Annotated in this window: 26 protein-coding genes; 14 read left to right on the top strand and 12 right to left on the bottom strand. The window is 40.2% G+C overall.

The window, feature by feature from the left end; translation table 11 throughout:
• Positions 1 to 41: 41 nt before the first annotated feature.
• The 10 genes from POV26_RS02340 to POV26_RS02295 all read left to right on the top strand — a co-directional run bounded on the left by POV26_RS02340 (position 42) and on the right by POV26_RS02295 (position 7,637).
• Positions 42 to 524, top strand: coding sequence for a lipocalin family protein (locus POV26_RS02340; protein WP_272854884.1), 483 nt, complete (start codon positions 42 to 44; stop codon positions 522 to 524).
• 2 nt (positions 525 to 526) lie between these two features.
• Complete coding sequence (locus tag POV26_RS02335) at positions 527 to 1,234, top strand: YiaD family glycine zipper/OmpA-like lipoprotein (protein WP_272854883.1); 708 nt, start codon at positions 527 to 529, stop codon at positions 1,232 to 1,234.
• 135 nt (positions 1,235 to 1,369) lie between these two features.
• Entirely contained in the window at positions 1,370 to 2,491 is a 1,122-nt protein-coding gene (locus POV26_RS02330) for an NAD(P)/FAD-dependent oxidoreductase (protein ID WP_272854882.1), read from the top strand.
• Positions 2,488 to 3,207: a methyltransferase domain-containing protein gene (locus POV26_RS02325; protein ID WP_272854881.1), complete on the top strand. Its 720-nt coding sequence runs from the start codon at positions 2,488 to 2,490 to the stop codon at positions 3,205 to 3,207. The genes POV26_RS02330 and POV26_RS02325 overlap by 4 nt, the downstream gene beginning before the upstream one ends.
• Complete coding sequence (locus POV26_RS02320) at positions 3,204 to 4,256, top strand: type III polyketide synthase (RefSeq protein WP_272854880.1); 1,053 nt, start codon at positions 3,204 to 3,206, stop codon at positions 4,254 to 4,256. Before POV26_RS02325 ends, POV26_RS02320 begins: the two co-directional genes overlap by 4 nt.
• Before the next feature lie 2 nt (positions 4,257 to 4,258).
• Entirely contained in the window at positions 4,259 to 5,032 is a 774-nt protein-coding gene (locus POV26_RS02315; RefSeq protein WP_272854879.1) for an SDR family oxidoreductase, read from the top strand.
• A 14-nt stretch (positions 5,033 to 5,046) separates the two neighbouring features.
• A complete protein-coding gene (locus tag POV26_RS02310) occupies positions 5,047 to 5,514 on the top strand; it encodes a 3-hydroxyacyl-ACP dehydratase FabZ family protein (RefSeq protein ID WP_272854878.1) in 468 nt (155 codons plus the stop codon).
• A gap of 88 nt (positions 5,515 to 5,602) precedes the next feature.
• Entirely contained in the window at positions 5,603 to 6,874 is a 1,272-nt protein-coding gene (locus POV26_RS02305; protein ID WP_272854877.1) for a beta-ketoacyl-[acyl-carrier-protein] synthase family protein, read from the top strand.
• 5 nt (positions 6,875 to 6,879) lie between these two features.
• Positions 6,880 to 7,131 carry an acyl carrier protein gene (locus tag POV26_RS02300; protein ID WP_272854876.1) on the top strand — a complete coding sequence of 84 codons (252 nt, stop codon included), beginning with the start codon at positions 6,880 to 6,882 and terminating at the stop codon, positions 7,129 to 7,131.
• A gap of 128 nt (positions 7,132 to 7,259) precedes the next feature.
• Positions 7,260 to 7,637 carry a hypothetical protein gene (locus POV26_RS02295; protein ID WP_272854875.1) on the top strand — a complete coding sequence of 126 codons (378 nt, stop codon included), beginning with the start codon at positions 7,260 to 7,262 and terminating at the stop codon, positions 7,635 to 7,637.
• Here the strand turns inward: POV26_RS02295 and POV26_RS02290 are convergent, their stop codons facing one another.
• The 3 genes from POV26_RS02290 to POV26_RS02280 all read right to left on the bottom strand — a co-directional run bounded on the left by POV26_RS02290 (position 7,638) and on the right by POV26_RS02280 (position 9,459).
• Positions 7,638 to 8,102: an arsenate reductase family protein gene (locus tag POV26_RS02290; RefSeq protein ID WP_272854874.1), complete on the bottom strand. Its 465-nt coding sequence runs from the start codon at positions 8,100 to 8,102 to the stop codon at positions 7,638 to 7,640.
• 13 nt (positions 8,103 to 8,115) lie between these two features.
• The gene (gene hpf, locus POV26_RS02285) at positions 8,116 to 8,418 is read right to left on the bottom strand and encodes a ribosome hibernation-promoting factor, HPF/YfiA family (protein WP_272854873.1); all 303 of its coding nucleotides are present in this window, start codon (positions 8,416 to 8,418) and stop codon (positions 8,116 to 8,118) included.
• Positions 8,419 to 8,499: 81 nt separating this feature from the next.
• Positions 8,500 to 9,459 carry a TerC family protein gene (locus POV26_RS02280; protein ID WP_272854872.1) on the bottom strand — a complete coding sequence of 320 codons (960 nt, stop codon included), beginning with the start codon at positions 9,457 to 9,459 and terminating at the stop codon, positions 8,500 to 8,502.
• 432 nt (positions 9,460 to 9,891) lie between these two features.
• Between POV26_RS02280 and POV26_RS02275 the strand changes: the two genes are divergently transcribed.
• From POV26_RS02275 to POV26_RS02260, 4 genes are read left to right on the top strand one after another with little or no spacing between them, the layout of a single operon-like run.
• Entirely contained in the window at positions 9,892 to 11,865 is a 1,974-nt protein-coding gene (locus tag POV26_RS02275) for a tetratricopeptide repeat protein (protein ID WP_272854871.1), read from the top strand.
• A gap of 38 nt (positions 11,866 to 11,903) precedes the next feature.
• Complete coding sequence (locus tag POV26_RS02270) at positions 11,904 to 14,135, top strand: caspase family protein (RefSeq protein WP_272854870.1); 2,232 nt, start codon at positions 11,904 to 11,906, stop codon at positions 14,133 to 14,135.
• Between the two features lie 21 nt (positions 14,136 to 14,156).
• Complete coding sequence (locus POV26_RS02265; RefSeq protein ID WP_272854869.1) at positions 14,157 to 14,381, top strand: hypothetical protein; 225 nt, start codon at positions 14,157 to 14,159, stop codon at positions 14,379 to 14,381.
• Positions 14,382 to 14,431: 50 nt separating this feature from the next.
• Complete coding sequence (locus POV26_RS02260; RefSeq protein ID WP_272854868.1) at positions 14,432 to 15,805, top strand: TIR domain-containing protein; 1,374 nt, start codon at positions 14,432 to 14,434, stop codon at positions 15,803 to 15,805.
• A 354-nt stretch (positions 15,806 to 16,159) separates the two neighbouring features.
• Here the strand turns inward: POV26_RS02260 and POV26_RS02255 are convergent, their stop codons facing one another.
• From POV26_RS02255 to hisA, 9 genes are all read right to left on the bottom strand, one after another.
• A complete protein-coding gene (locus POV26_RS02255; protein ID WP_272854867.1) occupies positions 16,160 to 19,099 on the bottom strand; it encodes an AsmA-like C-terminal region-containing protein in 2,940 nt (979 codons plus the stop codon).
• 83 nt (positions 19,100 to 19,182) lie between these two features.
• Positions 19,183 to 19,431 (bottom strand): hypothetical protein, encoded by a 249-nt coding sequence (locus POV26_RS02250; protein ID WP_272854866.1) that lies wholly within the window; start codon positions 19,429 to 19,431, stop codon positions 19,183 to 19,185.
• A gap of 113 nt (positions 19,432 to 19,544) precedes the next feature.
• Entirely contained in the window at positions 19,545 to 20,000 is a 456-nt protein-coding gene (locus POV26_RS02245; protein ID WP_272854865.1) for a CIA30 family protein, read from the bottom strand.
• An 18-nt stretch (positions 20,001 to 20,018) separates the two neighbouring features.
• On the bottom strand, positions 20,019 to 21,101 hold the full coding sequence (locus tag POV26_RS02240; protein ID WP_272854864.1) for an META domain-containing protein: 1,083 nt from the start codon (positions 21,099 to 21,101) through the stop codon (positions 20,019 to 20,021).
• 581 nt (positions 21,102 to 21,682) lie between these two features.
• Positions 21,683 to 22,738, bottom strand: a complete 1,056-nt coding sequence (locus POV26_RS02235; protein WP_272854863.1) for an NAD(P)-dependent alcohol dehydrogenase — start codon at positions 22,736 to 22,738, stop codon at positions 21,683 to 21,685.
• Positions 22,739 to 22,999: 261 nt separating this feature from the next.
• Positions 23,000 to 24,085 carry a magnesium/cobalt transporter CorA gene (corA, locus tag POV26_RS02230; protein ID WP_272854862.1) on the bottom strand — a complete coding sequence of 362 codons (1,086 nt, stop codon included), beginning with the start codon at positions 24,083 to 24,085 and terminating at the stop codon, positions 23,000 to 23,002.
• Positions 24,086 to 24,130: 45 nt separating this feature from the next.
• The gene (gene hisIE, locus POV26_RS02225) at positions 24,131 to 24,736 is read right to left on the bottom strand and encodes a bifunctional phosphoribosyl-AMP cyclohydrolase/phosphoribosyl-ATP diphosphatase HisIE (RefSeq protein ID WP_272854861.1); all 606 of its coding nucleotides are present in this window, start codon (positions 24,734 to 24,736) and stop codon (positions 24,131 to 24,133) included.
• Positions 24,737 to 24,740: 4 nt separating this feature from the next.
• Positions 24,741 to 25,496 carry an imidazole glycerol phosphate synthase subunit HisF gene (hisF, locus tag POV26_RS02220; protein ID WP_272854860.1) on the bottom strand — a complete coding sequence of 252 codons (756 nt, stop codon included), beginning with the start codon at positions 25,494 to 25,496 and terminating at the stop codon, positions 24,741 to 24,743.
• Positions 25,486 to 26,262 carry a 1-(5-phosphoribosyl)-5-[(5-phosphoribosylamino)methylideneamino]imidazole-4-carboxamide isomerase gene (gene hisA / locus POV26_RS02215; RefSeq protein WP_272854859.1) on the bottom strand — a complete coding sequence of 259 codons (777 nt, stop codon included), beginning with the start codon at positions 26,260 to 26,262 and terminating at the stop codon, positions 25,486 to 25,488. The genes hisF and hisA overlap by 11 nt, the downstream gene beginning before the upstream one ends.
• Between the last annotated feature and the right edge of the window lie 6 nt (positions 26,263 to 26,268).

Here is a 26,268-nt window from a genome sequence, read left to right as displayed (position 1 = left end):
AAAATTAACATAACCTATTTTTTAAACACAAACTATCATTTATGAAAAAAATCCTCATTTTGGCCCTTATTGCGGCCACCGCTTTTTCTTGCGGAACCCCGAAAACCGTTCAGGAATCAAGAAAAGTCATTAAGGGATATTGGACTTTGGACAATATTACCTACGATTCTTCCGGAACTTTTAATGTTACCTTATTCAACGAAACTTCCGTAGAGTGTTTTGAAGGCAGTACATGGCGATTTATTCCTAATAACAATACAGGAAATTACACCATTGACAACCCAGACTGTCCGACCGGTGAACGAAATTTCATCTTTACCATCATAGAAATCGATCCCGCGTCCGGACTATATGATTTTATGCTAAAACCAACGGATGCCAAGGGAAGGTCTGAAGATAAAATCGGATTCAGATTGCATCTTGCCCAGCTTAACGAGAACTCAATGCGCTGGGAACAAACCGTGAGTTTGGATGGCAAACCTTTTAAAATAAACATGAACTTTTCTAAAATAAACGAACAATAATTATGAAGACATATTTTAAACAAATAGCATTAGTAGCTTTAGCTTTTACACTTGTTATGAGCCTTGGAAGCTGTGAAGCCACCAAAAACGCCAACAATAAACAAAAAGGTGCCGTAATTGGCGCTACGAGTGGTGCCATTTTGGGTGCCATTATCGGAAATAACGTTGGCAAAGGCGGCAACGGAGCCCTTGGTGCAGTCATTGGAGGTGTAGTTGGGGGTGGAGCTGGAGTTCTTATTGGAAACAAAATGGACAAGCAAGCCCAAAAAATTGAGCAAGAAATTCCCGGAGCCCAAGTAGAAAGAGTGGATGACGGAATCGTGATTACTTTTGATGAAAATAGCGGGGTGTATTTTGATACCGGCAAATACAACATCAACGCAGCCTCGCAGGCTACTTTAGATAAACTGGCAAATGTGCTGAAAGAATATCCAGACACTGATGTTCTTGTCGTGGGCCATACCGATAGCGTTGGTGCCGATGAAATGAATATGACACTTTCAAAGAACAGAGCTGAGTCCGTTACTAATTATTTTGTGCAGAACAAAGGTTTAAGCCCCGGCAGGTTTACGACCAATTGGTACGGTGAAACGGCTCCAATCGCAGATAATTCAACCGCTGAAGGCCGTGCTAAAAACCGTCGTGTAAACCTTGCTATCATTCCAAATGAAAAAATGAAGAAAGAAGCAAAACAACAAGCCGGCGAATAGAGAATCAAAATATTTGATGGACTTTAAACTTAGGCCAAAACTATTAATCAGGTATTTTTTCTGAAAATTTTCAAGTTATTTAAAATCCCGCACCTCTTTTTTTGGTCGGGATTTTTTTTAGCTTTAAGGCAAACAATGGCAAATAAAAGGGATATAATAATAATAGGGGGTGGGTTGGCAGGCCTTACCGCCGCTTTGCGTCTTGCCAACAATAACTGTAAAGTTTGTTTGATCGAAAAAAACGAGTATCCGCATCATAAAGTTTGTGGTGAGTACGTGAGCAACGAAGTGTTGCCGTACCTAAATTCCTTGGGAGTGGATCCGTTTTCAGTAGGAGCCAAAAAAATATCAAAATTTGAGATTACCGATGTAAAAGGATTTCCCCTTAAAGCCAGTTTATCGCTCGGAGGGTTTGGAATAAGTCGGTATGCCTTTGACAATCTGTTTTTTGAATTATTAAGGCATAAGGCTGAAATTATTTTTGATACCGTTGAAAAAGTAACTTTTGAAGAAAATCACTTTTCGGTTACAACGCAAAGAAAAGATGTATTGTATGCAGATTTTGTGATAGGCGCCTTCGGAAAAAGATCTAATTTGGACTCCTTTTTGAATCGAAGGTTTATGAAGAAGAACGCGCCCTGGCTTGCCGTTAAAGCGCATTACGAATATGGGTTTCCCGATGATACCGTAGCGTTGCACAACTTTAACGGAGGATATTGCGGCTTGAGCAAAACCGAGACCAATGCCGTAAACGCCTGTTATTTAGCAACCTTCAAATCCTTTAAAAAACAGGGCGCCATTGATGCTTTTCAGAAAAAGGAACTTTCAAAAAACCCTTATTTGAATCATTTTTTTAATGAAGCAAAACCGATTTTCAAAAAACCTTTGACCATCAGCCAGATTTCTTTTCATCAAAAAGAACCTGTGGAAAACCATATCTTTATGTTGGGCGACAGCGCGGGGCTCATCCATCCGCTTTGCGGCAATGGCATGGCAATGGCGATACGGAGTGCCCAGATTTTTTCAGAAATGTTTTTTGAGGCATTCCAAAAAAGCAGTTTTGACAGAATAAAATTGGAAGAAACATACGCAGCCCATTGGAGGGGCGAATTTGCGGAAAGACTAAAAACGGGAAGGTTTATCCAACAAATCCTGTTGAACCCATTCGCTTCAAAAGTAGGGTTTTCAATAGCGAAGATTGTTCCCTCAGTATTGCCCAAACTAATTGAAAGAACACACGGAAGCCCAATGAAATGATAACATTCAGCGATACATATAGGTCTGAACAAGTAGAGATAATGGACGACCTGGATTTTCAGGGGGAAGAAATGAAAAATCTTCTCAAAGACCTAAAAACCGTAAACAAATGGTTGGGCGGCAATAATATCACAATAGATGGATTGCAGAAATTATTGAAAAATCACCCAAAAAATAAGAGCATTACACTTTTGGATATTGGTTGTGGCGACGGGGAATTCCTCAGAATGTGCAGTGATTTTGGCAATAGAAACAATTTTGATTTTAAATGTATTGGATTGGATTTCAACGAAAACATTTTAAAGGTTGCCAAAAGACAAAGTAATAATCATCCAAATATTTCTTTTGAAAAAGTTGACGTTTTTTTGAATGAAGAATCAATCCCAAATTGCGATATTGCATTGTGCACATTGTTTTTGCACCATTTCAGCAATGAAGAAATTGAAAATTTATTGAATACCTTATTAAAGAAAACAAATATAGGCCTGATAGTAAATGACTTGCACCGAAGCAAACAAGCTTTTAGCCTGTTTAGGATAGTCAGCAAGCTATTTTTGAAAACAAATACGGCGAAACACGACGGATTGGTTTCCATCGCAAGAGGTTTCAAAAAAAATGAACTGGAAAATATTTCCAAAAAAATCCCAAATCAACAAAGTGAAATCCATTGGCGATGGGCATTCCGGTACCAATGGATTCTTAAGAAAAAACTATGAGTATTAAAATAACCACAGTAGCCAAGCAACTTCCTGCACACAGTAGAGAGACTGCGGAAGTAATTCCATTTGTAAAAGAATGGATGAAAGGGCAGGACAGCCGTTTTCAGCGGAAAGTGATAAAAATATTTGAAGGCGCCGGAGTGGACAAGCGCTATTCCATTATGGACCCCGTTGAAGTTTTTGCAAATACAAGTTTTGGGGAACGCAATGATATTTACATCCGTGAAATAAGGAAGCTTGGCGAACAATGCCTCCAAAAAGCACTGGATAAGGCAAGCTGGGAGGCTACTGACGTAGATTTTATAATCACCGTTAGTTGCACGGGAATTATGATTCCTTCGGTAGATGCCTATTTGATAAATGATTTGAAAATGAAGCAAGACATCGTGCGTCTTCCCGTGACCGAAATGGGTTGTGCCGCAGGCATTTCAGGAATTATTTATGCGAATAATTTTTTAAAGGCAAATCCCGGAAAACGTGCGGCCGTTATTGCCCTGGAAGCACCCACGGCGACTTTTCAACTGGAGGATTTTTCAATGGTGAATATAGTAAGCGCAGCAATCTTTGGCGATGGTGCAGCTTGTGTGTTGCTGTCTGCAAATGATGCGGATGATGGCCCCGAAATACTCGCTGAAGAAATGTACCATTTTTACGATGCTACTGATATGATGGGCTTTAAGCTCATAAATACCGGACTTCAAATGATTCTCGACAAAAGTGTGCCCGAAAAAATAGCAAGGCACTTTCCGGCCATTGTCCATCCCTTTCTGAAAAAAAACAATCTTGAAATTACGGATATAGACCACCTTATATTTCATCCCGGAGGTCGAAAGATTTTGGAAACCGTCGAGGATCTGTTCGGCAGTTTGGGCAAAAACATTGAAGATACCAAAGAAGTGCTTAAATTGTACGGCAATATGAGCAGCGCAACTGTGCTATATGTTTTGGAGCGGTTTATGGACAAAAAACCTGCAAGCGGTGATCTGGGGCTCATGCTTAGCTTTGGGCCAGGTTTTTCGGCACAGCGGGTGTTATTGAAATTTTAATTATGGAAGAATTCAAAAATAAATGGGCAATAATCCTAGGCGGAAGTAGCGGACTCGGCTTGGCCTGCGCAAAAAAGCTTGCGTCCGACGGCTTGAATATTTGCATTGTGCACCGGGACCGAAAGAGTAATTTGGCAGCGTTTGGGAAAGAAGTAGAGATAATGAAGTCTTTTGGAGTTTCTGTAAAAACATTTAACAAAGATGCTTTGGACGGAGATGTTGGCAATGAAATACTTAACGAACTGCCCAAGCACAGTGTGAAAATACTTCTGCACAGCATTGCCAAGGGAAGTTTGAAAAAAATGCACGGCGACAAAAATGAAGCCCTTTCAAAGCAGGATTTCGAGATAACCATCCACGCTATGGCCCTTAGTTGGTACGAGTGGGTCCGGGCTTTAATTCAAAAGGAAATAGTCGCAAATAACGCGCGGAGTATTGCTTTTACGAGCGAAGGAAACTCAAAAGTCTGGCCTGGCTATGCGGCAGTTTCTGCGGCAAAGGCGGTATTGGAAGCCTTAATGCGCAGTATGGCCGTAGAGTTTGCCCCATTGGGAATTACAACCAACTGCATTCAGGCTGGAACCACGGAAACGCCTTCGTTCCTGGCAATTCCGGGCAGTGATAAATTAACAGAAATGGCTAAAATGAGAAATCCCTTCAATAGGTTAACCACAGCAGAAGACGTGGCAAATGTTGTGTCCTTGCTCTGTAAAAAAGAAGCTGATTGGATAAACGGCACCATTGTGAAAGTGGATGGCGGCGAGAGTTTAAGATGATATTAAAATATAATTTGAAGCGTACAGAAATCATAGCACAGTTACCGTATTCCGAACCTTTTTTGTTTGTGGATGAAGTGCTTGCCGTTTCGGGGGAAAATATTTCTGGCACCTATACTTTTCAAAAAAACGCGTTTTTTTACAAAGGGCATTTCAAAAACAATCCTGTTACTCCGGGTGTAATTTTAACGGAATGTATGGCGCAGCTTGGGCTGGTATGCCTTGGGATTTATCTTTTGGGCAAAGAGAAAAGTTCGTCAAACCCAACATTTGCCTTGAGCAGTACAGAAATTGACTTTTACCTTCCTGTATTTCCGGGTGAAAAGGTTACGGTGTTTTCAGAAAAAAAATATTTCAGGTTTAACAAGTTGAAATGTGAAGTGAAAATGCTGAATGCAAACAATGAAATTGTAGCCAGCGGTATTATCAGCGGGATGACAGGCCCCTTAAACCCCAAAGGGGAAACCGTGGACGGAAATTGAAAAGAGGCAACAACCAATACAAAACAGTCACTGAGCCTAAACTTTTAAACCCATAAACTTTTAAACTTATAAACTTTTAAACTTTTAAATGAAAAATAGAGTCGTCATAACGGGATTGGGAGTGGTTTCGCCAAATGGTGTGGGCATTCCCAAGTTTACGGAATCCATTAAAAACGGGGTTTCTGGAATCCGTTTCTTCCCAGAATTGCGCAATCTGAATTTTTCATGCCAGTTGGGCGCGATGCCCGTTATTTCCGAAGAAAAAAAACGCGAATATCTTTCAGAGCTGCAACTTCGCAATTTCAATAGCAGCGGTATTTTATATGGTATAATTGCCGGTATGGATGCCTTGAAAGATGCAAAATTGGAACCTGCAAAAAATGATGGGGAACCGCTTTGGGATTTAGGGATAATCTTCGGGAGCGGTACCAGCGGCGTTGAAAAATTTCGCGAAGCCATTTATAGAATCGACGATAAAAATGTGCGCCGTTTGGGAAGCAATTCCGTGGCACAGACCATGACAAGCGGCGTGAGTGCCTATCTTGGCGGACTTATTGGCGCCGGAAATATGATTACCGCCAATTCTTCGGCCTGTGCCACGGGCACTGAAGCACTTTTGATGGGGTACGACCAAATTGCCAACGGGAAAGCCACCTATATGCTCTGCGGCAGCACTAGCGATTCTGGGCCCTACATTTGGGGCGGTTTTGATGCAATGAAGGTAACAACCTATAAATACAATGATTCCCCAGAAAAGGTTGCGGGCCCCATGAGTGCTGATGCCAGTGGTTTTGTACCGGGCAGTGGGGCAGGAGCCTACTTATTGGAATCCTTGGAAAGTGCCCAAAAACGCGGAGCAACAATCTATGCGGAAATACTGGGCGGAGCCATAAACAACGGTGGACAAAGAGGCGGAGGCAGTATGACCGCCCCAAACAGCTTGGCCATCCAAAAATGTATAAAGAGCGCATTAAAAGACTCAAAGATAGACGCTTCCGAAATTGATTATATAAACGGACATTTAACCGCAACCATCAAAGACCCGGATGAGATTGAGAACTGGAGCATCGCGCTGGCCCGAAAAGGGGAGGACTTTCCCTACATCAATTCCTTGAAAGGAATGGTGGGCCACTGTTTGGCGGCCAGTGGAAGCATTGAAATTGTTTCAGCAGTGCTTCAACTTCATCAAGGCTTTGTTTTTCCCAACGTAAATTGTGAAAATCTGCACCCGAAAATAACGACTTTGATTGCTTCTGAAAAAATTTCGATGAAACTACTTAAATCTTCGTTACAAACCATAGCCAAGGCGAGTTTTGGTTTTGGTGATGTGAACGCATGTGCTATCTTTAAAAAAATTTAGAACGCATGACTTCGGAAGAAATTTTCGCACTTCTTGAACCAATTATTAAAACCTATTTGCCACAAGATGTTTCAGCAAAAGAAATAAACCGCGAGAGTGATTTAACCCGTGAGCTGAACATAAATTCTGCCCATCTTGTAGATATTATTTTAGATATTGAGGATGTTTTCAATATTGAGTTCAAAAACGACGATATGGAAAAACTTCGAAATGTAAACGATGCCATTTCGCTAATAGAGCAAAAGATCGCTGTATAACAAAACACGCCAATCGCTTTCTTACAACATTGTTAATTCCATAAAATATGCCCGTTAAAGTGAGTTAAAAGTAATGGCCTCAGCTAATTTATTGAGTAATTTCAATAGAATTTTTAAATCTGAAAGCTATGAAAAAATTAATTTCAATTTTAATACTCTTTATCGGTTTTTCGGCTTTTCCCCAGGATCCATTTCTTCAAAAATCCAATCCCGAAGCAAAAAAGGAAGCCATCAAAATTACCAATCGCTATATTCCCGAACTTGCTTTAACCGGAGAAGAGCAGCTACTGTTCCAGCAAAAGGTTGAGGAATTTTTGATCCGAAAACATAAAATTGAGGCTGAATTTTCCGGAAAGGAAAAACTGGATCTGCTTTATCAGCTCCAGCAACTTGAAACGGACGACATGCAAGATATTCTTACCCGCGAACAGCTACAAGTATATAAGAAGATTAAACCGGAAATTCAGCCGCTGGGAAGCGTAGAAGAGAACGAGAAGAACGAATAGTTATTCGTCCTTTTCAATAAAGTTTTCGTTTTCCGTGGTTCTCTCAATGTCGGGGTCAGCCCCGTTGGAAGGGCTTTGTTCCAGCCCGGCGGAATCCACTTCAAAAAATTCCAGGATTTCCGGAGGATTGTCAATTTGTTTGGTATGCCTGCCCTTTATTGCAATAGGTCGTGAAATTACGGAGTCGTTTTTCTGAATAATTTTCAGCCAATCGTTTGAGCCAAAATTAGCCGTGCTCTCATCGTCAATTTCCAACTGCCTTTTATCCACCAAATCGCCAATTTTAACTCCGAGTGCATCCGCGATCTCGGCCCATTGGGTGTCAGATACTTTGGTTTTTGCCAGATCTATTGCCAGATATTTTTTATCAATTCCCGTAAGATAGCTTAACGTATGCGTTCCAACGCGTGTATTACTACTGTATATAAGTGTAAGTTGTTTGTCGTTTCGTGCTATAACTCCCATATTTTTCATAAAATTAGTGTGCTTTCAATTTTTCCTTGCGTTTTTGAAGTTGTGAGCGAAGTTCTGTGATTACCTTGGCCACTGAGGCTTCAAATGAGGCGGTGGAGGTTTCTGCAAAAATGGTGGCGCCGGGCATACTTAAGCGTACACTGCAGATTTTACCTTTTTCTGGATTAGAGCTATTTTCCTTTTTAAAATAGACATCTGCACCTACTATTGAGTCATATTTATTTTCAAGTTTGTTAAGTTTTTCAGCCAAAAATGCTTCTAATCTCGGGCTCGCTGCCACCTCGTGGTACTCAAAGTTTATGTTCATGCTTTTGTTGATTTTAATTAGCAATTTTAAAGATACGATAGCCAAAAACCCATTCCAAACTTTTAGTAGGATTTTGTGAAATTAATCTTCTTCTGCCGGTTGTGGGTTAGGGTCGGGGATAAGCAAGGAGGCTATAATTCCGGCCGCAAGCGAAAAGCCAATAACGCCGAGCGATAGCCATTCGGGAATTTCAACAGTATGGGAGAGGATCATTTTTACGCCTACAAAAGCAAGTATAACCACTAAACTGTAGTTGATATATCTAAATTTGGTAAGCATCCTCGATATTAAAAAATACATAGAGCGAAGTCCTAAAATGGCGAGTATGTTTGAACTAAAGACAATAAACGGATCCGAAGTAATTGCAAGGATTGCAGGAATACTGTCCAACGCAAAGAGGATGTCCGTTAACTCAATTATTATTAAGGCGACAAAAAGTGGGGTAGCGGCACGAACGCCCATTCGTTTTATAAAAAACTTATCGCCTTCCATTTTATAGCTTATGGGGAAAAGTTTCTTCAGAAAACGAAACATTTTTGATTTTTTTGGATCGAACTCCGATTCTTTATGGAGCAACATCCTAAAAGCAGTTATCAAAAGAAAGGCTCCAAATACATAAATAATCCAATCGAACTTATTGATAAGGGCCACGCCAAAAAATATCATTAACGCCCTAAAAACAATAGCTCCAAGGATTCCCCAAAACAAAACCTCGTGTTGGTATTTCTGCGGAATGGCAAATGATGAAAAAATCACGGCTATTACAAAAACATTGTCAATACTTAGGGAAAGTTCTATTAAATAGCCCGTAATATATTTAAGGACTGCAACATTTGGAGCCAAATCGGTAGGGTTTTCAACAAGTCCGTTCTTGAATAGCCAATAAATAACTCCCGAAAACCCGAGCGCTATGGTTACCCAAATGCTGGTCCAAATGGCAGCTTCCTTTGTTTTGATTACGTGTGGTGTGCGATTGAAAACACCCAGATCCAACGCTAAGAATAAAATGATAAATGCAATAAAAATTCCCCAGACGATCATTGATTACGATTTTGGGCAAAAGTAAGTGTAAACCATGTTTCTAAAGTATAGGAAAATGTTAATAATACAGTTGGCTCGCTATATAGCTGGCTTATTGCAAAGGTTTATAATGGAAAGACCGGCCCTTTCAATTAAAAAATCCCTCCGAAGAGAGATTTTTAAATGTTTTAATTTAGCGAGTGGCAACTTTATTAACCGGGATTAATATCCGCTCCTGGTTTTGGTTTTACCTTTGGTTTCGGTTTCGCTGCTGGTTTAGCGGGTTTTGCTGGAGCAGCGGGCTTCTTTTTAGGTGGTGTTGGCATAATTGAAAGATTATGGTTAAACAATAACTAAAGATACGCATTTAGAAAGTATTGGTTAAATTTTAATTGAAATAAATTCTTCAAGACTATCTGAATTTGAGTATTTTAGCAATACTAACCGAATATTATGAAGCTTAATTCCTTTTTTAAGCAATGCCACGAAAAGGAAGTCTTTAAAATGCTGTCAATATATGTGGTATCTTCTTGGGTGATCCTGCAGGTACTATCAGTAACGTGGCAGCCTTTGGGGCTTCCGCACAAGTCTGTTGCCTTTCTTATCATTGTCTTGCTTCTCTGCTTTCCGATTTACATCTTTTCCCTTTGGAAATTTAAAATCGTCCCTATGCAAAAGGCTGAAATTGACGATGATGAAAAAGGCCAAAAGAAAAAAACAGCATTCCAGAAAATGTACTTTTCTTTTTTGGGGATCATTACTTCGCTTTGCGTAATCGCCGTCTTTTTGATTGTCAACAAAAATTTTTCCCAAGAAAATGATGAAACCCTTCCGAAAATAGTAAAAAGCGATAAAATTGCTGTGTTAAGATTTGGCAACAATACCGGCGATCCAAAATATGACATTGTCAGCAAAATGGCTTCAGACTGGATAATCCATGGAATTACCGAAAACCAGGTGGCACAGGTAATCACCCAAGATTTAATTGATGACTATAAAACCAGTCTAAAGGGAAAAAGCACCGATGATGACGAAAGCACGATAGTCAAGAAGTATCTGAAACCCAGCAAAATCATTTCGGGAAATTTTTATCTCCAAAACGGAAAAATGCTTTTCCAGGGAATGATTACCGACGGAAAAACCAACAAAACCCTCATCTCCTTTAAACCATCGGAATGTGCCACGGAAAACCCCCTGCAGTGCATCGAAGATCTTAACGAATCCATCACCGGATATTTTATAACGGAAGACAAAAAAGGGCTGATGCTCCAAGAAATACCACCCAAATATGAAGCCTATAAATACCTGCTTGAGGCCAAGTACAGCAACAGCAATGACAACAAAGAATACATAGAACTACTTAATAAGGCCATAGCGGCAGATTCCAACTATTTTGAGCCAAAAGTGCTTCGCGTTGCCCATTATTACAATCAAAAGGAATTTAAAAAGGCAGATTCCCTGTTAAATCTTATAAAACCAGATTCCTACTCAAACAAGCGGCAACTGAATTTGCTGAACATGTATGAAGCTCTTTTAAAAGGCGACAATCGAATAGCCTATAAAACAATATTAAAGGAATACGAAATAGCTCCTTTCGATTTAATAACAAATAAAACCGCAATGGTTATTGCCCTACAGTTCGTCAACAGACCGGAAGATGTGGGGGCCATATATAAAACCGTCAATATGGACAGTATGAGCCTGCAAAATTGTGTCTATTGCGTCCAGCGCATTTATGTGAAAGCGTTCGCCGATATTGAATTGGGCAAGTATGAAACCGCAATTCAAAATATTGAAAAGGCACAGAAGGAAGATGAAGCCAAATTATTGAACAGGCCATTGGCCATAGCCTATGTTCGGGGAAACAAAATGGAGGCGCTGGACCAATTTATGAGAAAAATTGAAATTACGGCAAGCCCGGCGGAAGCTCAAGAACTTTATCTACAGGCGGGAAAAGAGTTTTTGCTGAAGGGCGACAGGCCAAAGGCCAATGAATTTTTCGATATGATAATCAATTCCAAGGAAGAAACTTTGGATCCAAAAATGCTTGCGAATGCTTTGTTTTACAAGGAAGCGTATGCCCGGGCGAAGAAAGCTTTAAAAGAGATTCACCTTAAAGAACCCGATAATATTGAGGTTTTGGCAAAATTGGCCATCAGTAATTTTAAAACCGGAACTATTTCCGAAGCAGAAAAGGCCATTCTTGCTTTGGAAAACTTACGTGCAGATTACCAATTCGGGGAAGTGGATTATGCCCTTGGCCAATATTACGCCGCAACCGATAATAAACCTGAACTATATAAACATTTGTTGAAAGCCGCAGCCAGTGGACACTTGTATCATTGGAAATTTTTTAAGAACGACCCCCAATTCAAAGATTATACGAAATCGAAAGAGTTTGAAGAAATCCTGAATTTTTGGAAATAATTTTTTTTATCCCTTCAAACTTTAAGTAAAACAAGAAAATGGCAAAGCTAAAGAACGCCCATGCACTACTAATTGGGGTAGGCAGTGAGGATTTACCGGAGACCGTGAACGATGCCAAAGCCTTATACGAGATATTGGGCAATAAGGAAACGGGCAGTTATTATAAATCAAACCTGAAACTCCTTACGGGCAAAAAAGCAACGCGCAAAGGCATCCTCAAAGCCTTTGACGATTTGCTTGAGAACACCGATGAAAACGCTTCCGTATTGCTCTTTTATTCCGGTCATGGCGGAATGTATAGCGATAATACCTTTATAAAGGACGAGGCAAAGAAGAAACCAGAGGCAGAAAACCAAAAATATTTTCACCTCTGCCCGTATGATTACGATCCAAATAATTACAAAACCACTTGGATAAAAGCCGAAGAGATAAAATATAAGCTTTCACAGTTAAAATCCAGAAGATTGATCTTCTTCTTGGACTGTTGCCACGCCGCGGGAATGACCGCCGGCGTTTCAGGACCGCAGCCCAAACATACCAATGCGGACGGCCTTGCGCAAAACATAGATGATGGCCGCGGAATGACCATCGTTTCCGCCTGCCGAGCGGAACAGTTGAGCGTTGTTTTGGAAGGGGAGGAGAACAGCCTTTTTACCAAATGTATGATTGAAGTTTTAAGAGGAGACAGTAAACGTGAAGACGAAGACCCATTTGTCCGTATTTTTGAAGTAGTTCAATACTTATTTAAGAAAGTACCCGAAATATATCCAGACCAAAATCCGTATGCAAACCTTCAGATATTTGAGGATTTTGTGGTGAGTTTTGCTCCGAAATTGTTAGAAAAAAATGGTGCTGATGATGAAATTGAAACTATAGCAGAGGCTGCTGAAACCATTAAAAAAGAACCGGTTACAAAATTTAGGGAAACCGAGAACTCCAACAGTGCGATTCTTTTTGTGCACGGTTTTTCCGGAGATGCCGAAAACACCTTTTCCGAAGCACCGAAATTGCTAATGGCCAATGAAGAAATGGACGGTTGGGATATGTTTCCGTTAGGGTACAGCGGCAATGTAGTGCCAGAAATGGGGAAGAACATTTGGGCCTGTGCCAGTGACATTAAGCGCAATTCAGATTTTTTGCTCACTTCAATCAAAAACAAGTTTTCCAAATACAAGCGCATTGCCATTGTTGCACACGATTTGGGAGGGATCGTTGCGCAACAGGCTCTATTGGAATTGGAAACAGCAGATTTGGATAGAATCAGCCACGTACTTTTCTTTGGAACACCGAGCAACGGCCTGCCCGAAATTGAACTAAAAAACTTTTTCACTTACGGAAATGATGAAAAGGAACTAAAAGAACGAAGTCCGTATATGCAAAGGCTTAGGGATAATTGGGACAGGAAGTTTCAAAACGGATATCCTTTCACTTTTAAGACCGTTGCGGCCACGAAAGACAAATACGTTCCCACATCTTCGAGCTTGGACCCATTTCCGAAGGAATTTCAGGAGATTGTAGAAGCAGACCATTTTTCTCTAGTCCAGATTGACGATGCGAATGACGATAGCTACCAATTGCTTTTGAAAACCTTGACGAACAAGGGGTTTTTAAATACTTTTTCGAATGCGGAGGAGGTTAATATTGCATTGGGAGAATACAATGCCGTTATAAAATCGCTACTTCCCAAGCTGAAAACCCTTGACGGTAAGGGTTTGGAACAACTGATTTATGCGTTGGAAGGTGTGGGCAAGGAAGTGGAGGCGATGAAAATTTTAAATGGGCACCCAGAGGCAAAGGACAATTCGAACTTATTGGGAATAATGGGAGGGAGGTATAAGCGCCAATATTTAAAGACATTTTCGGCGGAAGACCTCCGAATGGCACTGAAACACTACGGCGATGCCCTAAAAATTGCTGAAACGAAAAATGATTATTCCCAAATATATTATCACGCCATCAATCTGGCCTTTCTCAGTTTGATGAAAGGAGAACGGGGTCCTATGGCCTCGTATGCAGACAAAGCCTACGAAGCCACGGCAAAGGATCCGTTCCCGAGTCTTTGGAAACTTGCAACTTTGGGCGAGGCATTTCTTTATAAAGGCGAATTTGAAAACGCAAAGGACAATTATAAAAGAGCGGCAAAAATGGCGGGCTTGCGCGAAAAGATTTCAATACATTCCAATGCCTACAATGCTTACGTGAGCTTAATGCAGACCAACAATCCCGAAGATCCGTTTATTAAATTTCTAAGAACTAATTTTTTATCGTAATTTGATTCAAAAATAAACGGTATGCTGAAATTTCTTCAAAATGAAAATCCCGAGTTGGATTTTAGGACGGCCAAGAAAAAACCCATCGCCATAAAATGTGTCCAAATTGACGAACCCTTTGAAGTCGAGACAATGGAGGGAACGATGAAAGGGAAGGCGGGCGACTGGCTAATGATTGGCGTGAACGGTGAAAAATACGCCTGTGATAGGGAAATATTCGAGAAAACCTATATGCTATGTGACTAAAATAACGAAGCCCCGAACGCCAAAAAAGAAACAATTAAACAATTTATAAAATGGCTTCAGCAAACACTATTTTTTTTAGTTATTCCAGATCAGATTCAGAATTTGTTCTCAATCTGGCCAAAAACCTTCGGAAAGCCGGAGCAAACATTTGGTTGGACCAATTGGACATAAAGCCTGGCAATCGCTGGGACAGTTCCATTGAAAAAGCGCTGGAAGCATCACAGACCCTTTTGGTCATACTTTCTTGCGCTTCGGTAAAATCACACAATGTAATGGACGAAGTTTCCTATGCTTTGGAAGAACAAAAAACGGTTGTTCCCGTATTATTGGAAGAGTGCGACATTCCTTTCAGGCTGCGAAGGTTGCAGTATGCCGATTTTTCAAAAGACCATAAAATAGGCGTTGAAACACTTATAAAAGCGCTGAACTTAGATAATACCGTGGCTTTAAAATTGGCAGATGTTGCCACGGAAAACCCGCCCGAAGCAAAAAAGGGAAAGACAGAAGCACCTGGACCCAAAACATTTACAAGCGTAGGCCCCGGGAAAACCTTGTCTGAAAGTGAAAAACAGAGCCCAATAGCTTCCCAAAACATCCAAAATCCCCAGAAATCAAAAAAGAAGGTAAAAACCCGCTGGCCACTATTAGTTGGAGCTATCGTGGGCATTGGGATTATAGTATCGCTGGTGGCATTTTTTTCTACCTCAATAGATAACGCTGATAAGAATTCTGAGAATAAAACCGCTGAAGTCCCAACAGATTCACTGCAAGCGGAAAAGGGAAATACTCCCGAAATCCAAACAACAGGGACCGCTGCCACCGATACGGATCCAACAAGAAATACAAAGGACAAAACCAACGAGAAGGCGACAACCAGCAGTACAGTAATTAATGAAGACGTTAAACCAAGTATCGAAACCATTACCATTGAAGGGCAGATATGGACCGCAAAAAATGTAGATGTAAAAACGGCTAACGCCATTTGCTACGGCAATGATCCCTTTAATTGTAAGGAAAATGGGGCTCTTTATACTTTTCGGGACGCCATAGAAGCGTGTAAAAAATTGGGCGACGGATGGAGACTGCCAAACGATTTTGACTGGAAAAGATTGACGCGCGCCTATGGCGGTGCTGCGGGCGATCTGAACACTGGCGAAAAAAGTGGCAAGGAATCGTTTAAAGCCCTTGTGAAAGGAGGTACCACAAATTTTAAGGGAGCCTTGGCCGGGAAAAGAATTTATAACACGGATAACTTTTATTTTTATGACTACAATAGAATAGGTTATTATTGGAGCATTACCCGAAAAAAGCCGCATGAAGATAACGAGGCCATAGTCTATATATTTCGGATAGATGATGAAACGCTTTTGCGCGGATCTATGCCCGTTACGGATTTTGCATCGTGCCGTTGCATAAAGGATTAGGATTATAAATCTGCGAAATTTTGTTTATTATAAAAAGGAGAGGATCACAAGTAAAAAGGACGTGAGCAGCTGTTTTGAGGTGTGTGGTGAAATTATCTATTTTACATAATATAAATTATAGAACATTTATATTATTTTGTGATGCTATCGCTAATTGTGCTATGTTGCTATAATTAGCCGTGTCGCCAATGCCGAGCTTGTCGAATTATAAAATTGCCGCGCACATTTGTGGTTGGTTGATAGATTCTGCTTTTTAAGAATGTTCCCCTATTGTTTTACCAAGGATTTTGAACTTAGGACTGTACTTCAAAAGCTCTTCTTTTAAATTCAAAAGAACGTTTGCCCACATTTTTTTTATTGGGTTCTTAAAGTATCAACCTTCTTGGTTTTTAAGGAATCCAGATTTATATTTTCAATATTTCGCTGCATTTTATCTATTTCGTCCAGCGTCATACCTTCACGAATGGAATCCTTTAGCATCTTCATACGCGCTATTTCCTGATCGGAATAACCTTTTTCATCATCTGCCAGTTCTTTTAAATCTGGTGCTTTTTTTCCAAGCTTGAAATGCATGTCATCACCTGAACCAGTGATAACAACCGGGATTCCAATAATACCAAAGGGTGGCAACCCAATGCGTATTTTCAGATTAAGTTTGCCGTCCAGCGTAGTTTGTCCTTCAGTTTTTAGATGAAATGGTCGCACTTTAAATTTAAATTGCTCTAAATTTAAAACATTGTTGTCTATGGAAGAGTTGATCGCAATTTTAGAAACCGCTGCGTCATTCAATGCCTCAAAACCGGATTCTTTGGATAGCTTGCCCAAAAGCTTATAACCTTCAAATTGAACATCCTCTGCCGTCAATGTTCCATTGCCTTCAAGCGATGGTAAAACAGGCAACATTTTATTATCCAAGGTTCCGGATATTTTATAATCTACAGAAACCCGGCCTGAAGCCTTTGCTGCCGCGGGAACCAATTCCTTAAACAGCTCAATGGTTTGGTAGCCCTTTTCAATATCGAGATGGGTGGCTTTCAGTTCCATCGAAAAAAATGCCTTTTGACTATTTATTGGTCGGTAGATTCCCTCCACATGGGCAGCGCCATCAACCATCCTTAAATCGCTATTTTTCAAAAACAAGCCTTCATTTTGTATTCCCAAAACACCTGTTAGCGAGGTTATGAATAGGCTATTGTATTGCAGGGTATCCACTTCTACTTGAAAAACCATATCCAGATCATTCGGCACCAACATTACGCCCGTAACAGCTTCATTGACTGGTTTGGCAGTTACTGTATTATCTTTTTTAGATTTTGATTGGTTGGCTTGTGATCCTTCCTTCGGAAAAAATTCCGTAACATCAATATAGGAAGATTTCAATTTTATGTCCCCGCGTAAAACCCCTTTGGACAAGAGCGCATAATCCAAATAATTTTTAAAAAAACCATTCATCAATAGGTTTGAGCTACCATGTTGAATAGTTAGCTTGGAGATTGCCATTTTTTCGTTTAGGAACATAAACTTACCTTCAGACACCAACATAGGGTATTGTAACAAATCGGTCTTGATTTCAATATTTTTAATATCCAGTGTGCCGGAACTAAGCGTAGGCACGTTGTTTTTTGAGGCTTCATTTTCAGGATTGGAAACCTGTCCCTGTAAGCTCATGTTGGCCGTTAATGATCCGTTTGAGATAAGGAAAGGCAAATCTATTACTTGATGGAGTGTGGTAAAGTCTATAGTGCCAACACTTTTAATCTGATATTCGGGATAATCAAAATTTTTGAAAAATGCTTTCGCAGTAAAATTGTTTTCAAGAAAGCTAAAGCTTAGTTCATTGATCCTCAGGGAAGATTCTGAATAGGAGTTTCCTTGATTTTGAACAACTGCGTCCAGATCGATGTTTTTTATTGGCTCCGGATGTCCTGGGGTCAAAATAGAGCCGTTGGTTAATTTAAAGCTTCCATTGGTTTTGGGAAATTTGGAAGCCGATGGCTGGTAAACACCTTCTGTAAACCAGTTTGATGCAACAATACCATTAAATTCATAGCCGGGCAATTGCAAGGTCCGGTTAAGACTTGTTAAATCAATATCCGTTAGTATGTTGGATTTAATATATAGGGAATCTTCTTTACCCCTCAGGATTAATTTTCCCGTAGTCTCTTCATTTTTAAACTTGAATTTTATATTTTCCAGATTAAAGTCCAGCATGCCATCTTCCCTTGAGCCCTTAAATTTCACGAACAAATTTTCTATGGCATCAGTGGTCTCTTTATTTGCTATTCTGCCATTACTGATATCCACTTCCACTTGAGTACGATCTGTTTTTAAGGTGTCTGGTACTACCCCTGAGTATCCTTTAAGAGAAACGGTGGCGGCCATATCGCCTTTTAGGTCTATTTTCTTGGACCATTCGGTAAAACTTGGCGGAAGGGCACTTATTACGTTTTCAATGGTTCCGTCCTTGGTTTTAACAATAAAATCATACGCGAGGCCATCCTTAAAAACGTCTAATGTTCCATTAAAATTGACATTTAGCGAGTTTAAGGAAATAGTGTTGTCGTCCAGTTTAATAGAGAGGTTTTTTGTGTCGAATATCGTAAAGGATTTGGCCCTTAATTTTTTTCCCTTAAGATATTCCACGTTGTCAAAAACTACATCAATGCTTTCTATTTCCAATCTGGAACCCAATTGCAATACGCCCTCATCAATCCCTCCTTTGCCTCTGTAATCAAGTTTATTGGCGATGATTGTTATACCGCTGCTTTCGTCTTGATAAAGGACATTCGCATTTTTAATTTTTAGCTTGTCAAGGTTTAGATTTAGGCCCAGCGCAGTAGAATCGTTTTCGGTAGCTACGGAGTCAACCCTATGGTAAACATCATAATTGTTATTTCCTGACCTATCTTTTTTTAGGATAATGCTACAATCGGTTAAATAGGTTTCATCAATTTCTATTTCTTTGGAAAACAATAGTTTAAAAATTTTTAAACCAAAACCGAGCTCCTTGGCGGTAAGTAAGGGTTCGTTTGAAAATGGCTCGGAACCTGCCAGTTGCACCTCTTGAAATGAAAAGGTCAAAGCGGGAAAATGTTTGAAGAACGAAATATCGGATTCCTTAAATTTCAATTCGGTTTTTAACTGTTCGTTGATTCCTTTTTTTAGTTCTTGCGATATAAAATCATTAAAGATGCTGGGAATAAGAAACATAGCCAAGAGAAGGAAAACTATGAGCCCTAACGTTCCTATCAGCAGGTACCGTATAATATTCTTTCGCTTGGTTACTTTCTCCATCTGAAATAAATTTAGGCATATTGATACGTACAAGAGATAACAAGTTTCTGGCAGCTGTAATTTTTTCGGTTTACTTTAAGCCATTATTCTCCTCCAAAAATTGCAGTACCATTTTCTTGAAGTACATAGCCTTTCCAACTTATGAGGGTATAGTTTTTATTGGTCCAATTGCCTTCCTTGGTTTTGGTCAATACCAAACCATTGTTTTTCTTAGGAAGAAAAATCTCTGCCTCGGTACTGTCATCGTTGAACAGCACGTATGCCGCATCTCCTTTGGCCATTGTACCATCTTTTAACGGATTCAATTTTATGTTTAGGTCAGCTATGTCCAAACAGCTTTGCTTTAATTCGGAATAGGACTTTCCGTTTTCAAACAAACACTGTGCTCTTCATTGGTTACAATCCGTTTTGGACAATGGCATAGTTGAAGAATAATTGATGGAATTCACATCCTTAAACGTCGCGTTCCGTCTTCATTCAATTCGCCATAGCCTTCTACCAATTGGCCGTCTTTCAGCATAAAAGCAACTTGTCTCTTGCCTTCTTTCCCTTCAGATTGAAAAGTATAGGTTCCTATAAGTTTGCGATCGTTGAATTCACCAGTGAAGGTTCCTGTGTTTTTGTCCTTTTCGGCAAAAGCATAGGATAAATTACCCTCTACAGGATTATCATTCTTGGTAATTTCCAAGTTTACCGTATTGCCGTTTTGATTGTAGGTATAACAGCCTATTTCGAGAGAAGGCATAGCTTCTTCTACTACTGTTTCTTCTTCAACGATAACTTCATTGGGTTTTTCTTCCTTGTTTTTACAGCTGAAGAAGGCCAGAGTAACAAATGTCAGCAATATTAATTTTTTACTTGCTGAAATAATGTGCGAATTGTTTGAATTTGAAGGTTTCATAAGTTTAGGGATTAAGTGTTAGTCAATTTTTTTAAATACGGTTAAAATACCTAAGGGATTAGACAGGGTCAATCGGTTATTTTCAATGGAATATGTAGTGCTGCTTTGCAACGCCTTCAAAAATTCAGCTTCCTTGTTGGATGGCTCGCACATCATTTTCGTTGTGGCTATTTCGGTAAACCGAAGCAAGCCTTTCTCAAAAAACAAGGTTCCGTTCATACGGTTGCAACCTGCAAAACCCATAAATTTATTTTCAGCGGTATTAATTTCCATAGTAGGAAACTCTTTTGCAAAGTCGTCTTTGCTTATTGTTTTGCCATTTAAGGTTTCAAGTACCCAAGTGTCGTGCAAACGATAATCAGTAATATAGTGGCCGCAACCTTCAAATTTCTGAAAATCTGTATCGGTTTCTTTTTTAAATTCAATAGTCACGGAATATGGCGATACTTTTCCGGACATGGCATTGGTACATGCCGTTTGCGAAATCTGGATGATCATTTTACCAAATTCCGACTCCAAATCATAACGTTTCACATTACCATCTTGGGCAATGATTGGATTTGTATGAGGAAATTTAAGGGAATCGGTAGGTGTTTTATAGACTATAAATTCGGCATTAAACTCCAAACTCCAGAAGGGTTCCGTGCCACTTGCAATAAAATAAGAAGATTTGGTATTGACCGGTTTCCCATTGGCCATTTCTAAATTATCGGCAGAAGATTTTTCTACTTTTTTGAAACGCATCATTGGCACCTCCCCTATCATTAAGTTCAGTTTTCCATCTGCATCAAAACTGTAGCCGTTTATTTTTTTCATCATATTCAGAAATTGCGGTTCGCCCTCGCCACAGTACATCATGGTTGTCGGCCCCGGTTCGCCAAAGGAAATGGATTTGCCGTTCAAGGTGTATTTGGCGGAATAACCGTTACAGCTATTATTTCCGGTAACTTCGGAAGTCGCTTTGTTAAATGTGATCTCTGGTTTTTTATTCGGAAATAGTCCGTCAAAAGCGATACGAGGTCCAGACATATATTCCAATTGCCAAGTAGTACCATAAAGTTGCTCGCTGCTGTTTACTTCTTTTTTAGAGCCACAAGCCATTATTAGAAGCAGAGATAGAACGAATAAAAAGGGGTTGATTTTCATGACTATAATACTTATGTTAGTAGTTTGCTTAATTTTTTCCAGCAGTTATTAATAAAATTAAAGATAGTAATTAATTGTGGTTTAATATCACTCCAGTAACTCGAAAACTGACCTCTAAAAAGTAGAAAAACCAAGAACGAGATTATGGAATGAGTGAGGAATTCCTGAAATAGGAATACCGCCAAAAAGCAAAATGCCAACAAGCCCTTTACCAACATGTAGATTTGTTTAAAAATAAACCGCCAGTTCGGCGAACGTGACATTGCCATAAAAAATGCCCATTAAAACCCCGTTCTTCGAGCCTGATACCATATTTGTTCGAAGCTTGTTCGGAAAAACGCCCCATTTTTCGAGCATAACCTGAACAACACTCGAACAAGGTTCGAACAACACATTTAAAAATTAGGGAAATGTCGGGTTGCAATTTTAGGTCTAAACAAGTTCAAGTTAATTAAGATCTGCGGCTGCATACTCAAAAAAAAAATCACCTGCCATAACAACAGATGATTCCTTAATTCCTGAAAATTGCCTGCTTATTATTTCTTAAGCGATTTCATATCAATTACAAAGCGGTATTTAACATCACTCTTTAACATACGTTCGTAGGCATTATTGATATCCTGTATTTTAATGACCTCTATATCGGAGGTAATATTGTGTTTTCCACAGAAATCCAATAACTCCTGTGTTTCTGCAATTCCGCCAATTAGCGAGCCTGCCACAGATTTGCGCCCCATAATCAAAGGTACCGTAACCAACATTGGGTCCAAAGGGCCTAAATAGCCGACTACTACCAAGGTGCCGCTAATAGTTAACGTACTTACATACGGATTTAAATCGTGTGCATACGGAACCGTGTCGATAATGAGGTCAAAACGTCCCACGGCCTTTTCCATTTGGGCTTCGTCCGTAGATATAATAACCTCATCTGCTCCCAATGCTTTGGCATCTTCCGTTTTATTGGCCGATCTTGAAAATAAGGTTACGTGTGCGCCAAGAGCATGTGCCAGTTTTATGGCCATATGGCCCAATCCGCCAAGGCCCACTACCGCTACCCTACTATCTTTGCCAACATTCCAATGGCGCAGTGGCGACCAGGTGGTAATACCTGCGCAGAGCACAGGTGCAACCCCTGCCTGGTCTAAATTTTCCGGTACCCGCAACACGAATTCTTCATCCACAACAATGTTTTCGGAATAGCCCCCATGCGTGGTGGTCTCTAAATGTTTGTCATAGCCACCATAAGTTCCCACCCATTCCGGGCAATATTGCTCCAAATCGGCTTTGCAATTGTCACAGCTTTTACAGGAATCTACCAAACAGCCCACAGCTACCAAATCGCCTACTTTATACTTTGACACTCCAGCCCCCACCTGGGTTACCCTGCCCACAATTTCGTGTCCGGGCACCACTGGGTATTGCGTCATGCCCCAATCGTTGCGGGCAAAATGCAAATCGGAATGACAGACGCCACAAAATAGAATATCTATTTCTACATCTTTGGATGTTACTTCCCTTCGGTTGATGTTCATTTGTTTTAAATCGGCAACGGCAGACTCGGTTCCGTATGCCTTAATGTTTTTTACTTTCATGGTTTCTTGATTTTATGAGTAGTATGATTATTAAAGAAATTTATATTTGAGAATGCCAATTCTGGTTGGTGTTTTTGGGTCGCACTTAATTTTGGTTTTTAAAATGGACCACACCGCTCCTAAATTATGTATTAAGATACGGAAATACGGTGAATCAAAGGATTGAACTTATCCGAAATACCTCAATTATTGTCCGAAGGTACTATTTTCATTACCCGAATGTTTAGTTGGAAAAACAAGTTATAAAATAATTGGTTGTGGCTACAACCACTTCTTCCTTTTGAAATACCACAGCAAGCCCAGGAACACCAGGATCATGGCGCCCCATAGGTAGTAATATCCATACCGAAAATGAAGCTCGGGCATATGGTCAAAATTCATCCCGTAAATACCCGCCATAAAGGTAAGCGGAATGAAAATGGAGGCCATAATTGTCAAGACCTTCATCACCTCGTTCATCTTGTTGCTGATGGTGGTCATATACATATCCATCAAGCCCCAGATCATATCGCGGTAAATTTCAACACTTTCGTTTACCTGAATAATATGGTCGTATAAATCGCGGATGTATTTGTTAGTGCGTTCCTCAATCAAGGTGGTGTCTATTTTTTCCAAACGGTTTATAACCTCCCGCAAGGGAATGACCGCCTTTCGGATTTTTAAGATTTCCTTTTTTAGTTCTTGGATTTCCTCGGTTATGTTTTCATCGTCCTTGTCATCAAAAAGTTTATCCTCAAGTATTTCTACCTTATTGCTCAAAAATTCAATAACGGTGAAGTAGTTGTCCACCACCGCATCCATAATGGCAAACATTAGGTAATCAGAGCCCAACCCCCGAATCCTTCCCTTTCCGTGCTCCAACCGTTCCCTTAAATCGCCAAACACGTCCCCCTCAGCTTCCTGGAAAGTAAGCACGTAATCCTTGCCCATCACCAAACTGATATGCTCGGTTGTCAACTGTTCATTATCGTAATGCAACATTTTAAAAACGATAAACAGGTATTCCTCGTACTCATCAATCTTGGGGCGTTGATAGGTGCTTACAATATCTTCCTGTATAAGCGGATGGAGCTCAAAATGGGTTCCTAGCGTCACAATGTCATCGGTATTGCTCAAGCCGTTCACGTTTATCCACGTAATATTTGTGGAATCCTCATAATTAAAAGCCTCCTGTATGTTATTGGTTTCAAACCGTTGGTAGTGTTCCTTGGAGTAATCTATGATGTCCAGTTCGGTAACCGTGGTGGTTTTCTTTCCCGTATAGGCAACGGTTCCCGGAGATAGATTTCGGGCTCTTTTCGGTTGAATTTTGGTGGGTTGCGGTTTTTTTCTTCTTTTGGCGGCCATAGGGAAGCAAATTGTGTTTTTAAAGGTAGGGAAAAAGTATAAAAACTATTTCGAATTATGGCGCTCCCGAAGTATTTTATCTATATCCCAAAGCGTAAAGCCCTTTGCCTGAAGTAAAATCACATAATGAAAAAGCAGGTCTGCACTTTCATTTAAAAAGAGGTCGTCGTTGTTGTCCTTGGCCTCAATAACCATTTCCACGGCCTCCTCGCCTACTTTTTGGGCAATTTTATTGATGCCTTTTTTAAAAAGGGAAGAAATATAAGACGCCTCGTTTTCAGGATTGTCCCTTCTATTTTGAATGATTTTTTCCAAGTTTGTAAGAAATCCAAAGTCAGAAACATTTTCTTCTGCCCAACAAGTATCGGTTCCTTTGTGGCAAACGGGTCCCGTGGGATTCACTTTTATTAGCAGCGCATCGTTATCGCAATCTACCGCAATGGAAACCAGATTAAGAAAATTCCCGCTCTCCTCTCCTTTGGTCCAAAGCCGTTGTTTGCTTCTGCTGAAAAAAGTAACCTGTTTTGATTGATTGGTTTTCAGAAACGCTTCCTCATTCATATAGCCCAGCATCAGCACTTTGCTTGTTAAAACATCTTGAATTATCGCTGGTACAAGACCATCGTTGTATTTTTTAAAATCTATTTTCATATCGTTAAAGTCTAACAGGTACGCCCTGAATTTTCAATTCTTTTTTTAAATCATCCACAGCTATTTCCTTAAAGTGAAATACACTAGCAGCCAAGGCCGCATCGGCTTTCCCTTCAATAAAGGCATCTGAAAAATGTTGGATTGTTCCCGCACCCCCCGAAGCAATTATCGGAATATTGAGTTCGGTTGAAAGTTTAGCCAAAGCTTTGTTCGCAAAACCGTTTTTGGTGCCGTCGTGGTCCATGGAGGTAAAGAGAATCTCGCCCGCCCCGCGCTGTTCCACTTCCTTGGCCCACGCAAACAAATCGAGTTCGGTAGGGACCTTCCCTCCTACCAAATGCACTTTCCAATGGCCGTCAATCTGTTTTGCATCAATGGCTACCACGATACACTGCGAACCAAATTTTGAAGCCAAATCATTTATCAATTGCGGATTTTTTACTGCCGAAGAATTTATTGAAATCTTATCAGCCCCGTTATTCAATAGTATTTCCACATCTTCCACGGAAGAAATTCCGCCGCCAACGGTAAACGGGATATTAATGGTCGCTGCGACTTTTAAAACCAATTCTGCCAAGGTTTTTCTGCGCTCCTCGGTTGCTGAAATATCCAGAAAAACCAGTTCGTCCGCTCCGTTTTCGGAATAGAATTTCGCCAGTTCCACAGGGTCGCCGGCATCGCGCAAATTTAGGAAGTTGATGCCTTTTACCGTTCTTCCGTTTTTAATATCGAGACAGGGTATGATTCGTTTACAAAGCATTTAAAATATAGTTTTCGAGTTGTTTTAAACTTATTCGGTTTTCGTAAATCGCTTTACCAACTATTACTCCTTCGCAGCCTATTTTAGCGAGTTTTGGAAGTTCATCAAATGTTGAAATTCCACCTGAGGCAATTAGTTTCATTTCGTTTCCATTAGGTTTCGTCCCGATAGCTATCGGGAGCGCTTTAACAGACTGACATTCGTCGAGTATTTTTTTATATAAATCAAAGGATGGACCCTGCAACATCCCATCTTTGCTGATGTCTGTACAAATTACGTATCTAATACCTTCTTCAATATATTTCTGTATAAAAGGAATCAATTCCAAAGCGGAATCCTCTGTCCATCCGCTGATTGCTACTTTTTCATCCTTTGCATCGGCACCCAGAATTATTTTTTCACTCCCGAATTTGTCCAACCAAGATTTGAAAATTTCAAGGTTTTTCACCGCAATACTGCCGCCAGTGATTTGGTTTGCGCCACATTCAAAGGCAATCCGCAAATCTTCATCGGTTTTTAACCCGCCACCAAAATCAATTATCAAAGAGGTCTGTGAAGCTATTGCTTCCAAAATCTTATGATTTACGATATGCTTGCTTTTCGCGCCGTCCAAATCTACCAAGTGTAAATATTTTATTCCGTGTGCTTCGAATTGTTTGGCGACCTCAAGCGGATTTTCGTTATAAATCTTTTTCGTGCTGTAATCGCCCTTTGAAAGACGGACGCACTTGCCATCCATTATGTCTATTGCTGGTATTATTCTCATTATTAG

It is taken from the genome of Aequorivita todarodis (genome assembly GCF_028561335.1).
In the GTDB taxonomy this organism is placed as follows: Bacteria; Bacteroidota; Bacteroidia; order Flavobacteriales; family Flavobacteriaceae; genus Aequorivita; species Aequorivita todarodis.
Note: the sequence above shows the minus strand (reverse complement) of the source record. Positions and strands in the feature narration are given on the sequence as shown.

Bases quoted from the DNA above. Each gene is read 5' to 3' on its own strand.
- POV26_RS02340 (WP_272854884.1), top strand. From the start codon at position 42: ATGAAAAAAATCCTCATTTTGGCCCTTATTGCGGCCACCGCTTTTTCT.
- POV26_RS02335 (WP_272854883.1), top strand. From the start codon at position 527: ATGAAGACATATTTTAAACAAATAGCATTAGTAGCTTTAGCTTTTACA.
- POV26_RS02330 (WP_272854882.1), top strand. From the start codon at position 1,370: ATGGCAAATAAAAGGGATATAATAATAATAGGGGGTGGGTTGGCAGGC.
- POV26_RS02325 (WP_272854881.1), top strand. From the start codon at position 2,488: ATGATAACATTCAGCGATACATATAGGTCTGAACAAGTAGAGATAATG.
- POV26_RS02320 (WP_272854880.1), top strand. From the start codon at position 3,204: ATGAGTATTAAAATAACCACAGTAGCCAAGCAACTTCCTGCACACAGT.
- POV26_RS02315 (WP_272854879.1), top strand. From the start codon at position 4,259: ATGGAAGAATTCAAAAATAAATGGGCAATAATCCTAGGCGGAAGTAGC.
- POV26_RS02305 (WP_272854877.1), top strand. From the start codon at position 5,603: ATGAAAAATAGAGTCGTCATAACGGGATTGGGAGTGGTTTCGCCAAAT.
- POV26_RS02300 (WP_272854876.1), top strand. From the start codon at position 6,880: ATGACTTCGGAAGAAATTTTCGCACTTCTTGAACCAATTATTAAAACC.
- POV26_RS02295 (WP_272854875.1), top strand. From the start codon at position 7,260: ATGAAAAAATTAATTTCAATTTTAATACTCTTTATCGGTTTTTCGGCT.
- POV26_RS02290 (WP_272854874.1), bottom strand. From the start codon at position 8,102: ATGGGAGTTATAGCACGAAACGACAAACAACTTACACTTATATACAGT.
- hpf (WP_272854873.1), bottom strand. From the start codon at position 8,418: ATGAACATAAACTTTGAGTACCACGAGGTGGCAGCGAGCCCGAGATTA.
- POV26_RS02280 (WP_272854872.1), bottom strand. From the start codon at position 9,459: ATGATCGTCTGGGGAATTTTTATTGCATTTATCATTTTATTCTTAGCG.
- POV26_RS02275 (WP_272854871.1), top strand. From the start codon at position 9,892: ATGAAGCTTAATTCCTTTTTTAAGCAATGCCACGAAAAGGAAGTCTTT.
- POV26_RS02270 (WP_272854870.1), top strand. From the start codon at position 11,904: ATGGCAAAGCTAAAGAACGCCCATGCACTACTAATTGGGGTAGGCAGT.
- POV26_RS02265 (WP_272854869.1), top strand. From the start codon at position 14,157: ATGCTGAAATTTCTTCAAAATGAAAATCCCGAGTTGGATTTTAGGACG.
- POV26_RS02260 (WP_272854868.1), top strand. From the start codon at position 14,432: ATGGCTTCAGCAAACACTATTTTTTTTAGTTATTCCAGATCAGATTCA.
- POV26_RS02255 (WP_272854867.1), bottom strand. From the start codon at position 19,099: ATGGAGAAAGTAACCAAGCGAAAGAATATTATACGGTACCTGCTGATA.
- POV26_RS02245 (WP_272854865.1), bottom strand. From the start codon at position 20,000: ATGAAACCTTCAAATTCAAACAATTCGCACATTATTTCAGCAAGTAAA.
- POV26_RS02240 (WP_272854864.1), bottom strand. From the start codon at position 21,101: ATGGCTTGTGGCTCTAAAAAAGAAGTAAACAGCAGCGAGCAACTTTAT.
- POV26_RS02235 (WP_272854863.1), bottom strand. From the start codon at position 22,738: ATGAAAGTAAAAAACATTAAGGCATACGGAACCGAGTCTGCCGTTGCC.
- corA (WP_272854862.1), bottom strand. From the start codon at position 24,085: ATGGCCGCCAAAAGAAGAAAAAAACCGCAACCCACCAAAATTCAACCG.
- hisIE (WP_272854861.1), bottom strand. From the start codon at position 24,736: ATGAAAATAGATTTTAAAAAATACAACGATGGTCTTGTACCAGCGATA.
- hisF (WP_272854860.1), bottom strand. From the start codon at position 25,496: ATGCTTTGTAAACGAATCATACCCTGTCTCGATATTAAAAACGGAAGA.
- hisA (WP_272854859.1), bottom strand. From the start codon at position 26,262: ATGAGAATAATACCAGCAATAGACATAATGGATGGCAAGTGCGTCCGT.